We start from the raw sequence: 12,811 nt of genomic DNA, 5'->3' as shown, positions 1-12,811 counted from the left end.
ATTCAAATGTCTAAGAAAACACAGCAGATCGCGGTTCCCTTAATCTCTGTTATTCTAGGGATTTTATTGGGAGCGATTGTCATGGCTATCTTTGGCTATGATGCTATCTGGGGATATGAATCCCTCTTTAAAACAGCTTTTGGCTCTTTAAGAAGTTTAGGTGAGATTTCTCGTGCGATGGGACCTCTGATTCTCATTGGTTTGGGCTTTGCCGTAGCTAGTCGTGCTGGATTCTTCAACGTCGGACTTCCAGGACAAGCCTTGGCCGGATGGATTATGGCTGGTTGGTTTGCCCTTTCCTTCCCTGATTTGCCTCGTCCGCTGATGTTATTGGCAACTGTAGTCATTGCAGCAGTGTCTGGCGGTATTGTGGGAGCTATTCCAGGGATTCTTCGTGCTTATTTGGGAACGAGTGAAGTTATTGTAACGATTATGATGAACTATATCGTTCTCTTCGTCGGAAATGCTTTTATCCATAGTTTTCCAAAATCTGTGATGCAGAGTGTTGACTCTAGTAAACGTGTCGGTGCTAATGCCATTTATCAGACAGAGTGGCTAAGAAGTCTGACTGCTAATTCTCGGATGAACATCGGTATTTTCTTTGCCTTGATTGCAGTCGTGCTGATTTGGTATATGCTTAAGAAAACAACGCTTGGTTTTGAAATCCGTGCTGTAGGTCTTAACCCAAATGCATCTGAGTATGCAGGGATGTCTTCTAAACGTACCATTATCTTGTCCATGATTATTTCTGGCGCTCTTGCAGGACTTGGAGGAGTCGTAGAAGGATTGGGTACTTATCAGAACGTCTTTGTACAAGGTGGTTCTCTGAGTGTCGGATTCAATGGTATGGCGGTAAGTCTTTTGGCGACCAACTCTCCAATTGGTATCCTTTTTGCAGCCTTCCTCTTTGCGGTTTTGAGTGTCGGTGCGCCAGGTATGAACGTGGCTCAGATTCCGACAGAATTGGTCAATATTGTAACAGCTTCTATCATCTTCTTTGTCAGCGCTCATTACCTGATTGAGCGTTTGACTGGTAAGACAATCTTTGAATTGTTTAAAAATAATAAGCAAGAAGCTGACAAAGTGAAGGGAGGAAACTAGGATGAGTATTGTAACGATATTAGGTTTATTGGTATCATCTATGCTGATTTATGCGGCTCCCTTGATTTTTACAAGTATCGGTGGAGCTTATTCAGAGCATGCTGGAGTCGTCAACGTCGGCTTGGAAGGTATCATGGTAATGGGAGCATTTACAGGTGTTCTCTTTAACCTGACCTTCGAAAGTAGCTTGGGTAGCTTGACTCCGTGGCTTTCTTTGTTTGCTGCTGGTTTGGTCGGAGTGCTCTTCTCTCTTATCCATGCTGTAGCAACCATTAACTTCCGCGCAGACCACGTTGTCAGTGGTACGGTTCTAAATTTGCTAGCACCAGCCTTGGCAGTCTTTCTTGTAAAAGCTATCTATAACAAGGGACAAACAGACAATATTCAGCGTTCATTTGGTAAATTTGATTTTCCTATTTTGTCTGATATTCCAGTCATAGGAGAAATTTTCTTCAAACACACAAGTTTGATGGGATATTTGGCCGTTGCCTTCTCTTTCTTCGCTTGGTTTATCATGTTTAAGACAAAATTTGGACTTCGTCTTCGCTCAGTAGGAGAGCATCCTCAGGCAGCAGATACACTTGGAATCAATGTTTACCTCATGCGCTATTGCGGTGTCATGATTTCTGGTTTGCTCGGCGGTATTGGTGGAGCTATTTATGCTCAGTCTATCTCTGTTAACTTTGCTGTAACAACCATTGTAGGACCAGGCTTTATCGCCTTGGCAGCCATGATTTTTGGTAAGTGGAGTCCTATCGGCGCTATGTTGGCAAGTCTCTTCTTTGGAGCTTCCCAAAGTTTGGCGGTTATCGGAAATCAGTTGCCTCTCCTTTCAAAGGTACCGACAGTTTATCTGCAGATTGCGCCTTATGTTTTGACAATTGTTGTCCTGGCAGCCTTCTTTGGTAAAGCTGTTGCTCCGAAAGCAGATGGTATCAACTATATCAAGTCTAAGTAATCATCAAAAGAGAAATCTGTCGCTTGGATGAGGCATGACGAAAAGATTACCAAGTTTCAATGTGAATGATGATGAAATAAACTTATTAATTAGCCCAAAATAATGTTTTTGGGGACAAATACCTATTAAAATCCATTATTCTCATGTTAAGAATAATAGATTTTTTTATCCATTCGTTAAAGTGGATTTCCAGAACAAATGCATGAGAGTTTCTTCTGGATAAATTTGTGAATCCCTATTTGTTACATCAAACAGTTTTATATGTTTCATAAATCATGTTCAAATGATATTTTTCGCTACAGACCAATCTTTTCCTAAAGATCTAACTTTTTTAAGGCAGCTAAGCTAAACTGATTCAACGTATTCAAATATCAGACAGAAGTCTTCTATGCTCTCCCAGTGTTCAGCTCCTGTTATACAGACGGAGAAAATCAAAGAAAAATCTCTGCTAACTTGTGTTTGGTTTTTTAACTATCCCTTAGACTTTTATCAGTCTGCAAAATTAATTGTATTAACCATGAATTAAGAGACATCATTTTCAAAGCTGAGACCGTTATCTGAAAACTATCTTTTCATCGTGTGGATGTATCAAGAATTTGTTTATTTAAATGAACTTGTGATATAATTAAAAGATATGTAAAGAAGGTTTTAACAATGAATATTCAACAATTGCGTTATGTGGTGGCCATTGCCAACAGTGGGACCTTTCGCGAAGCAGCAGAAAAGATGTATGTCAGTCAACCCAGCCTATCTATCGCGGTGCGAGATTTGGAAAAGGAGCTGGGATTTAAGATTTTCCGCCGAACGAGCAGCGGGACCTTTCTGACTCGGCGTGGCATGGAATTTTACGAGAGAGCTCAGGAATTGGTCAAAGGCTTCGATGTTTTCCAAAATCAATATGCCAATCCTGAAGAGGAAAAAAATGAATTTTCCATTGCTAGTCAGCACTATGACTTTTTGCCGCCTTTGATTACGGAGTTTTCTCAGAGTTATCCTGACTACAAGAATTTTCGGATTTTCGAGTCTACGACCGTGCAGATCTTGGACGAGGTAGCCCAAGGCCACAGCGAGATTGGGATTATTTATCTCAACAATCAGAATAGCAAGGGCATCATGCAGCGGATAGAAAAGCTAGGCTTGGAGGTCATTGAGCTGATTCCTTTCCAGACCCACATTTACTTGCGAGAGGAACATCCTTTGACTCAAAAGGAGGAGCTAGTCATGGAAGACTTGGCAGATTTGCCGACGGTTCGCTTCACTCAGGAAAAGGATGAATATCTCTACTATTCGGAGAACTTTGTTGATACCAGCGACAGTTCACAGATGTTTAATGTGACGGATCGGGCTACGCTGAATGGGATTTTGGAGAGAACGGATGCTTATGCAACAGGTTCCGGTTTCTTGGACAGCGATAGTGTAAATGGGATTACTGTCATTAAACTGAAAGATGATCTAGACAATCGTATGGTCTATGTCAAGCGAGAAGAAGTAGAGCTAAGCCCAGTCGGGGAAGCCTTTGTAGCTGTTATGAAAGAATATTTTGCACAGAAAAGAGAAGTATGAAACGAAAGATTGCCATTCCTTTTTTAGTTATTCTCTTGATTGTCCTTGATCAGGCAGTCAAGTATTATATTGTCTCCAATTTTTCCTTAGGCCAGGTCAGGAAGTTTATTCCTAAACTTGTCAGTTTGACCTATCTGCAAAATACCGGTGCCGCCTTTTCTATAATGGAAAATCAGCAGTGGTTTTTTGCGTTAGTCACTTGTATCGTGATTGGAGCGGCTATTTGGTATTTGATTAAGAATATTCAAGCGTCCAAATGGATGCTGTCTGGGCTGATCCTGGTTATAGCTGGTGGATTGGGGAATTTTATTGATCGGATTCAACAGGGATTTGTAGTGGATATGTTCCAGTTGGATTTTGTGAATTTTGCTATTTTTAATGTAGCAGATATGTACCTGACTGTTGGAGTAGCGATTTTGTTATTGGTTATTTTGAAGGAAGAAAAAGATGGAATTTAAAATTGATGCAGTGGCCGCCGGTCTACGTTTGGATAAGGCGGTGGCGGATTTCACTGAGTTGTCACGCAGTTTGGCCAATGAGCAGATAAAAAATGGTCAGATTTTGGTCAATGGACAAGCCAAAAAAGCCAAGTATGCTGTCAAAGAAGGTGATGTCATCAGCTATGAAGTGCCAGAGCTAGAAGAGGTAGAGTATGTAGCAGAGGCTCTTCCGCTAGAAATCGTCTATCAGGATGAGGATGTAGCCGTCGTCAACAAGCCTCAAGGCATGGTGGTTCATCCTTCTGCAGGCCATACTAGCGGTACACTAGTCAACGCTCTTATGTATCATATCAAGGACTTGTCTGGCATCAACGGAGTTCTCCGGCCGGGGATTGTCCATCGGATCGACAAGGATACTTCAGGACTTCTCATGATTGCAAAAAATGACCAAGCCCATGTGGCTCTGGCTGATGAGCTCAAGGATAAGAAATCCCTACGTAAGTATTGGGCTATTGTTCATGGAAATCTGCCTAATGATCGTGGAGTCATTGAAGCGCCGATTGGCCGCAGTGAAAAAGACCGCAAGAAGCAAGCTGTAACGGCAAAAGGTAAGCCGGCTCTGACGCGTTTCCAAGTCTTGGATCGCTTTGGTGACTATACTCTGGTTGAGCTTCAACTGGAAACGGGACGGACTCATCAGATCCGCGTCCACATGGCCTACATCGGACATCCTGTAGCTGGCGACGAGGTCTATGGACCGCGTAAGACCTTAAAAGGACATGGCCAATTTCTGCACGCGCGAACGCTGGGGTTCACCCATCCTCGAACTGGGGAGGTGCTGGAATTTACAGCTGAAGCGCCAGCCATTTTCCAAGAAATTTTGGAAAAGCTACGACAAGAGTAGGTAGGTTTGTTCATTGTTAAAATACAAATTTTCCTTTGACCGCTTCAATCGCGGTCGTTTTTATTTTCTGTAAATCGTGGTATAATAAGACAATCTAGCAGTGAAGGAAAAGGAAATGAAAGCAAAGCGAATCGTATTTAAGGTGGGGACTTCGTCATTGACAAACGCAGATGGCAGTCTGTCACGCGCCAAGGTAAAGGAAATCACTCGGCAGTTGGCTCTCTTGCATGAGGCAGGACATGAGTTAATCTTGGTCTCATCAGGAGCTATTGCGGCAGGTTTTTCTTCTCTGGGCTTTAAAAAGCGACCAACCAAGGTGGCGGATAAACAGGCATCAGCTGCTGTTGGACAGGGTTTGCTTTTGGAGGAATATACAACCAATCTTCTTTTGAAACAAATCATTTCTGCTCAGATTCTTTTGACCCAGGATGATTTTGCAGATAAGCGTCGGTACAAGAATGCCCATCAGGCCTTGTCTGTCTTGTTGAATCGCGGAGCTATTCCTATCATCAATGAAAATGACACGGTGGCTATTGAGGAGCTCAAGGTCGGGGATAATGATACACTGAGTGCGCAGGTAGCGGCTATGGTTCAGGCGGACCTCTTGGTGCTTCTGACTGATGTAGACGGACTTTACACGGCCAATCCCTCTGCTAATCCAGATGCTCGTCGGCTTGAAAAGATTGAGAAGATTAGCTCTGAGCTGATTGATATGGCAGGCGGTGCAGGAACGAGCAATGGAACTGGCGGCATGCTGACCAAGATCAAAGCAGCAACTTTGGCGACCATGTCTGGAGTTCCGGTCTATATCTGCTCCTCGCTCAAGACGGATGCTCTGCTGGAAGCTGCGGAGGAAACCAAGGATGGTAGTCTCTTTTTGGCACAGGAAAAGGGGCTAAAAACGCAGAAGCAATGGCTGGCTTTCTACGCTAAAAGTCAAGGGGAAATCTATGTAGACCAGGGAGCAGCTGATGCTCTCAGAAATAAGGGAAAAAGTTTGTTGGTATCTGGTCTTGTCTTAGTATCGGGTAGCTTTGCCTATCAGGATACGGTGACAGTTTATGAGGAAGGTAGTGGAGCTATTCTTGGTAAAGGGCGTGTGCGCTTTGGCAAGTCAGCTCTCAGGGATATGCTCAAGTCAAATAAACCTAAAGGTGTCGTCATTCATCGGGATGACTGGATCTCTCTGACGCCGGAGTTGGATGAGCTGTTCTCAGAATTTTAGAAGTTAAAGTTGAACACGACTTAAAGAAAATGTTTAGTGAAGGAAAGCGAAGCTTTCTTTATTCGCAATTTTCAACAGTTCCTTGAACTATTGAAACAGCCTTTGTATTTTACGAAAGGAATCGTTATGACCTCAACACAAGCAATTTTTGAAAAGGTTCAGAAGGTTAAGAAGACGGTAAACACAGCCACAACTGCTGAGAAAAACCATGCTTTGGAAGAAATGGCAAACCATCTCTGGCTTTCTCGTGCGGATATTTTAGCAGCCAATGCAGCAGATATGACCGCAGCTAAAGGTAGGATTTCAGATGTGATGCTGGACCGCCTCTATCTGAATGAGGATCGCATTGCTGCCATGGCAGAAGGTATTCGTCAGCTGATTGGCTTGGAAGATCCTGTAGGCCAAGTCTTGGAAACAACCCAGCTTGAGAATGGGCTTATCATCAGCAAAAAGCGAGTTGCCATGGGGGTGATTGGTATTATCTATGAAAGCCGGCCCAATGTAACCTCTGACGCTGCGGCTTTAGCGCTAAAGAGTGGTAGCGCAGTCGTCCTCAGAAGCGGTAAGGATGCCTATCAGACAGCGCTAGCAATTGTCACAGCTTTGAAAAAAGGTTTGACTCAGACCAAGATTTCGCCAGATTGTATCCAGTTGGTTTCTGATACCAGTCGGGCTTCCGCCAAGGCTATGATGAAGGCCAAGGGCTATCTGGATTTGCTCATTCCTCGTGGTGGTGCGGGACTGATTCAGGCGGTCGTGGAAAATGCGACTGTGCCAGTGATTGAGACAGGTACTGGAATTGTCCATGTCTATGTAGATAAGGATGCTGATCAAGATAAGGCTTTGACGATTATTGAGAATGCTAAGACCAGTCGCCCTTCTGTCTGCAATGCCATGGAAGTACTGCTGGTTCACGAAGAGATTGCAGCTGACTTTTTGCCACGTTTGCAGAAGATGCTGGTGACAGATCGTGAGGCTGCGCAAGAAACCTCTGTTGAATTACGTTTGGATGAGAAAGCAGCTCAGTATATCTCGGGCTCGCAAGCTAGACCAGAAGATTTTGACACCGAATTCTTGGACTATATCTTAGCGGTCAAGTTGGTTTCCTCGCTGGAAGAAGCGGTAGAGCATATCGAAGCCCACAGTACTCATCACTCGGATGCTATTGTGACGGAGAGCGATGCAGCGGCAGCTTACTTCACAGAGCAGGTGGATAGCGCAGCAGTTTATGTCAATGCTTCAACCCGCTTTACAGACGGCGGTCAATTTGGCCTTGGCTGCGAAATGGGGATTTCTACTCAAAAACTGCATGCCAGAGGGCCTATGGGTCTGAAAGAGCTGACCAGCTATAAGTACATCATCCAAGGGACTGGTCAAGTGAGGAAATAAAGATGAAAATTGGATTTATCGGTCTGGGAAATATGGGCGGCAGTCTCGCTCGCCTAGTTGCCCAAGATGGAAGATTTAGAAGCGAATTACTCCTGGCTAATCGCAGTCGTGACAAGGCTGAAAAGATTGCTGCGGAAGTTGGTGGCCAGCCGGTCAGTAATGCAGAAGTTTTTTCTCAGGCAGAGGTGATTTTTCTAGGTATCAAACCAGCTCAATTTGCTGACTTGCTGGCTGAGTATCAGGAAATTCTAGAAAAACGGAATTCTCTTCTGCTGGTTTCGATGGCTGCAGGTCTGCCTTTGGAAATATTGGAAAGATTAACACCTAGCCACCATCGTTGGATTCGGATAATGCCTAATACTCCAGTAGTCGTAGGTGAGGGCGTTATTAGCTTTGCCTTATCCCAGCAGGCGAATCAAGCGGATGAAGACTTGTTGTGGGAACTTCTGTCTTCGGCTGGTCTTTTGGTCAAACTAGAGGAAAGGCAGTTGGATGCGGCGACAGCTCTTGCTGGCTGTGGACCAGCTTTCGTCTATCTCTTTATAGAGGCTTTAGCGGATGCAGGTGTCCGAGCAGGACTCAGTCGCGATATATCCCTGCAGCTAGCCAATCAGACCCTCTTGGGTGCTGCTAAGCTAAGTCAGGTCAGTGGGCAACATCCTGCTCTGCTCAAAGATCAGGTCTGCAGTCCGGCCGGTTCGACCATCGCTGGGGTAGCCAGTCTGGAAGAAAATGCCTTTCGAGGAACGGTCATGGATGCCGTTCAAGCTGCCTACAAGAGGACGCAGGAGTTGGGAAAATAAAGAAATCTACCAGTTTTAAGCTGGTAGATTTTGTATAAGTTGGTAGTCAAATCAGAGGAGAAATTATGTTCTTTCAACAATTTGCAGATGAAAATTTTATCTTGAATAATCTTCATAAGTGGTATGGTCATGATTGCCAGATTTCTCAACTCTCAAAAGGCAGTGAAAATCTAAATTATTTGCTCGATGGCCAGTTGGTGGTTCGTGTGCTTTATTTGGCCGAAAGTTCGCCAATTTTTTCGCAAGCCTTTCCGTATCTAGAAAGAGAAGTGTATTTTGTCAATACTTTATACGAGAACAAGTTAAATCCGCTTCGGTATCTGTCTTTTCCAGATGGGAAGTTCATTCATCGGCTGGATGTGAAGGATGGAAGTCTCTTTTTTCTGAAATATCCTTATTTAAGAGGTGAACGAATGACTTTCTCTTCCTCTAATCTGTCTGAACTTGCTCGAAAATTAGCAAACATACATGAATTTTCTCAGAGATATATGATGACATTTGAAAGAGTCCACTTTTATGACGACTTGATTTCTTCTCTACATTTCAGAACTTTTTCTTACAATCCTCAGCTTGAAAGAATTGTTCCAGGCTATCAGGCATTGTGGAAAATATTTCAAGAGAACACAAAAGCATTGAAGTCAATGAAGTCTGAGAAGAGGAATATTTTTATTCATAACGACTTACATGATGAAAATTTACTGCTTTGCGAAAAGGAAGTAGCCATATTGGATTTTGGAGATTGCAGATATTCATTGCCTGAAGAGGATATTGGAACCTTATTTTGGGGAATCCTGCAGAAAGTTGAAAAGTCAAAATATGAAGAAATGCTAAATCAGTTTTTTAAATATTATTCCAGACCCATCGATAAAACCGTTTGTTTTTGTTATACCTTGCAGCGATTTTTAGATATTCATTTGTATTATCTGAATGAAAATCTAAAAGAAGCTGGCTTAATCAAGTATCAAAAAGAAAAATTCAACAAAGAAGAAGCAATGATTAATTTTCTCATATCGAAAATTACTGAATAATACTTCCTTATTGAAAGTATTTAAAGAGGGAGATAGAGGATTTGGCGACTATGATTTGAACCTTATTAATTCAACATTTCTCCCGCTTGTCTTTGTGATTTATGTTATAATCTTACTATGCAAACTAAACCAACTTCTGCCTATGTGCACATTCCTTTTTGTACTCAGATTTGTTATTACTGCGATTTTTCCAAGGTTTTTATCAAAAATCAGCCAGTAGATTCTTATCTGGAGCATTTGATTGAGGAGTATGATTCTTACGACATCAAAAAGCTCCGTACCCTCTATATCGGTGGAGGGACTCCGACGGCTCTATCGGCTCCTCAACTAGCCTTTTTGTTGGAAAAGCTAACGGACAAGCTAGATTTATCTTATCTAGAAGAGCTGACCATTGAAGCCAATCCTGGGGATTTGGATCAGGAGAAGATTGCTGTACTTAAAGACTCGCCTGTCAATCGGGTTTCGCTGGGTGTACAGACTTTCAATGACCGCATGCTCAAGCAGATTGGCCGCAGTCACCTGGAAAAAGACATCTATGAGAATATTACAAATCTCAAAAAAGCAGGTTTTGACAATATCTCGATTGATCTGATCTATGCCCTGCCCAAGCAGACCATGGAAGATGTGAAAATCAATGTAGCCAAGGCCATTGCCCTAGACATTCCTCACATGAGTTTGTACAGCTTGATTTTGGAAAATCACACGGTCTTCATGAATCGGATGCGTCGAGGGAAGTTGCCTCTGCCCAAGGAAGACTTGGAAGCGGAGATGTTTGACTACATTATAGCTGAGCTGGAAAAGGCCGGCTTTGAGCATTATGAGATTTCAAACTTTTCCAAACCAGGCTTTGAGAGCCGCCACAATCTCATGTACTGGGACAATGCGGAATATTATGGTATTGGAGCGGGAGCGTCTGGCTATGTCGATGGTGTTCGCTATAAAAACCACGGGCCGATTCGCCATTATCTGCAGGCGGTGGAAGCGGGCCATGCTCGTGTGCAGGAAGAAGTGCTGACGCTGAAAGAAAAGATGGAAGAAGAAATGTTTCTGGGTCTTCGGAAGAAATCTGGTGTTTCCAAAAAACGTTTTGAGGAAAAATTCGGACGCTCCTTTGAAGACCAGTACGGAGCTGTTGTGTCTGATCTGACTGAGCAGGGCTTGCTAGTGCCAGACAGAGATATCGTGCGCATGACCAAACAAGGCCTCTTTTTGGGCGATACGGTTGCTGAGAAATTTATATTGGAGTAAATCATGGGCTTAACTTATCAAATGAAAATGAAAATTCCTTTTGATATGGCAGATATGAATGGCCATATCAAGCTGCCGGATGTTATCCTGCTGTCCTTGCAGGTATCGGGGATGCAGTCGATTGAGCTTGGCGTCAGTGACAAGGATATGCTGGAGCAGTATAATCTAGTCTGGATTATCACGGACTATGATATTGATGTGACTCGACTACCACGCTTTGCAGAGGAAATTACCATTGAAACAGAAGCTTTGACCTACAATCGGCTCTTTTGCTACCGGAGCTTCACAATCTTTGATGAAGCAGGTGAAGCCATTATCAAGATGATGGCGACCTTTGTTCTCATGGATCGGGATAGCCGAAAGGTACATGCTGTGGAACCAGAGCTTGTGGCTCCTTATCAGTCCGAATTTTCAAAAAAAATGCTGCGCGGTCCCAAGTATCCATACTTGGAAAATCCTGTCAGCAAAGACTACCATGTGCGCTTTTACGACTTGGATATGAACGGACATGTCAACAATAGCAAGTATCTGGACTGGATCTTTGAGGTCATGGGGGCAGACTTCCTCACCCAGCACATTCCTAAGAAAGTCCATCTCAAGTATGTCAAGGAAGTCCGACCAGGCGGAATGATTACTTCTAGCTATGATCTAGAAGGCCTGCAGAGCAATCACCAAATTTCCAGTGACGGCGAAGTCAATGCTCAGGCTTTGGTGACCTGGCAAGAGTTTAAACAAGAGAATTAGGAAGAGTAGAAATGACTTATAGAGGATATTTGATTGATTTAGACGGGACGATTTATAAGGGCAAGAGTCGGATTCCAGCTGGTGAAGCTTTTGTGCATGAGTTGCAGAAGCGTAATATTCCCTATCTTTTCGTGACCAATAATACTACTCGCACGCCAGAAGCTGTACAGATTATGCTGGCTGAAAATTTCAATATTGAAACACCGATTGAGACTATTTACACAGCAACCTTAGCTACCATTGACTATATGGAGGAGAAAAATCTGGGCAAGAAAGCCTACGTTATCGGAGATGTCGGACTTAAACATGCCATTGAAGAAGCTGGATATATAGAGGATACAGAAAATCCTGACTATGTGGTGGTGGGTCTGGACTGGGAAGTGGACTATGAGAAGCTGACAATAGCGACTCTGGCCATTCAAAAGGGTGCTCACTTTATCGGGACCAATCCTGATCTAAATATTCCGACTGAGCGAGGTTTGCAGCCGGGAGCGGGTGCTATCAACGCACTCTTGGAAGCAGCCACTCGGGTTGAGCCGACCTTTATCGGCAAGCCAAATGCCATCATCATGGAAAAAGCCATAGAGCATTTAGGACTGGCGCGTGAAGAAGTGGTCATGGTGGGTGATAACTATTTGACAGATATTCGAGCGGGAATCGACAACGGCATTCCGACCCTCTTGGTTACGACAGGCTTTACCCTGCCAGAAGAGGTGCCCAATCTGCCTATCCAACCGACGCATGTCTTGTCCAGTCTAGCGGAGTGGGACTTTGATGCGTGATAAGTTGAGATTTTCAGCAAGCGCTTTGTGCTTGTTGGCAGCAGCAATCTTGCTAACTATTTATCTGGCTTGGCTGGTTTATCCATTGGAGATTTCTTATTTTGCCTTGCCGGATAAGGTGTATTTGAAAGCTGAGACCATCCAGTATAATTTTAATATTTTGATGAATTACCTGACCAATCCTTTTAGTCAGAAGTTGGCGATGCCGGATTTTCGTTCGTCAGCAGCAGGGCTGCATCATTTTCAGGCAGTCAAGTATCTTTTTCACTTGGCGCAAGCTATTTTTCTAGTTACTCTGCCTGCTTTGATTTTCTTTATCAAAAAAGTGGTCAAAAAGGGATTTTTAGGTCTCTACAGACGTGCTTTTCTAGTGATTAATATCTTGCCACTTGTCTTTGCTGGACTGACCTTTCTGATTGGCTTTAACAATTTTTTCACACTCTTTCATCAAGTGCTTTTTGTGGGAGACAATACATGGCTATTTGATCCAGCCAAGGATCCAGTTATCTGGATTTTGCCAGAAGAATTTTTCATGCACGCCTTTATTCTTTTTGCTTTGCTTTATGAGGGAATCTTTTCGACATTGTTTTTCCTGAGCAGAAAGAACAGGCTCTAATAATAACAGA

13 protein-coding genes are annotated in these 12,811 nt (G+C 43.4%); all 13 read left to right on the top strand.

The annotated features are described in order from the left end of the window. Window positions 1-6: 6 nt before the first annotated feature. Window positions 7-1,101 (top strand): ABC transporter permease, encoded by a 1,095-nt coding sequence (locus SSIN_RS06620; RefSeq protein WP_037617136.1) that lies wholly within the window; start codon window positions 7-9, stop codon window positions 1,099-1,101. Between the two features lies 1 nt (window position 1,102). After that, window positions 1,103-2,059, top strand: a complete 957-nt coding sequence (locus SSIN_RS06615; protein WP_037617134.1) for an ABC transporter permease — start codon at window positions 1,103-1,105, stop codon at window positions 2,057-2,059. 654 nt (window positions 2,060-2,713) lie between these two features. Further along, window positions 2,714-3,622, top strand: a complete 909-nt coding sequence (locus SSIN_RS06610) for a LysR family transcriptional regulator (RefSeq protein ID WP_037617130.1) — start codon at window positions 2,714-2,716, stop codon at window positions 3,620-3,622. Further along, window positions 3,619-4,080, top strand: coding sequence for a signal peptidase II (lspA, locus tag SSIN_RS06605; RefSeq protein WP_037617128.1), 462 nt, complete (start codon window positions 3,619-3,621; stop codon window positions 4,078-4,080). The genes SSIN_RS06610 and lspA overlap by 4 nt, the downstream gene beginning before the upstream one ends. Continuing rightward, window positions 4,070-4,966 (top strand): RluA family pseudouridine synthase, encoded by an 897-nt coding sequence (locus SSIN_RS06600; protein ID WP_037617126.1) that lies wholly within the window; start codon window positions 4,070-4,072, stop codon window positions 4,964-4,966. Before lspA ends, SSIN_RS06600 begins: the two co-directional genes overlap by 11 nt. 115 nt (window positions 4,967-5,081) lie before the next feature. Continuing rightward, window positions 5,082-6,191, top strand: coding sequence for a glutamate 5-kinase (proB, locus tag SSIN_RS06595; RefSeq protein WP_037617124.1), 1,110 nt, complete (start codon window positions 5,082-5,084; stop codon window positions 6,189-6,191). Window positions 6,192-6,317: 126 nt separating this feature from the next. Then, a complete protein-coding gene (locus SSIN_RS06590; RefSeq protein WP_037617247.1) occupies window positions 6,318-7,580 on the top strand; it encodes a glutamate-5-semialdehyde dehydrogenase in 1,263 nt (420 codons plus the stop codon). Between the two features lie 2 nt (window positions 7,581-7,582). Then, entirely contained in the window at window positions 7,583-8,383 is an 801-nt protein-coding gene (gene proC / locus SSIN_RS06585) for a pyrroline-5-carboxylate reductase (RefSeq protein WP_037617122.1), read from the top strand. Between the two features lie 65 nt (window positions 8,384-8,448). Next, the gene (locus tag SSIN_RS06580; RefSeq protein WP_037617120.1) at window positions 8,449-9,411 is read left to right on the top strand and encodes an aminoglycoside phosphotransferase family protein; all 963 of its coding nucleotides are present in this window, start codon (window positions 8,449-8,451) and stop codon (window positions 9,409-9,411) included. Window positions 9,412-9,528: 117 nt separating this feature from the next. Next, window positions 9,529-10,659 carry a radical SAM family heme chaperone HemW gene (gene hemW, locus SSIN_RS06575; RefSeq protein ID WP_037617118.1) on the top strand — a complete coding sequence of 377 codons (1,131 nt, stop codon included), beginning with the start codon at window positions 9,529-9,531 and terminating at the stop codon, window positions 10,657-10,659. 3 nt (window positions 10,660-10,662) lie between these two features. Continuing rightward, window positions 10,663-11,403: an acyl-[acyl-carrier-protein] thioesterase gene (locus tag SSIN_RS06570; protein ID WP_037617116.1), complete on the top strand. Its 741-nt coding sequence runs from the start codon at window positions 10,663-10,665 to the stop codon at window positions 11,401-11,403. An 11-nt stretch (window positions 11,404-11,414) separates the two neighbouring features. Next, on the top strand, window positions 11,415-12,185 hold the full coding sequence (locus SSIN_RS06565; RefSeq protein ID WP_037617114.1) for a TIGR01457 family HAD-type hydrolase: 771 nt from the start codon (window positions 11,415-11,417) through the stop codon (window positions 12,183-12,185). After that, window positions 12,178-12,801: a TIGR01906 family membrane protein gene (locus SSIN_RS06560; RefSeq protein ID WP_037617112.1), complete on the top strand. Its 624-nt coding sequence runs from the start codon at window positions 12,178-12,180 to the stop codon at window positions 12,799-12,801. Before SSIN_RS06565 ends, SSIN_RS06560 begins: the two co-directional genes overlap by 8 nt. The last annotated feature ends 10 nt before the right edge of the window (window positions 12,802-12,811 follow it).

It is taken from the genome of Streptococcus sinensis (genome assembly GCF_000767835.1).
Lineage (GTDB): Bacteria > Bacillota > Bacilli > Lactobacillales > Streptococcaceae > Streptococcus > Streptococcus sinensis.
The sequence above is the reverse complement of the archived record's forward strand: the minus strand, read 5'-3'. Positions and strand labels throughout refer to the sequence as shown.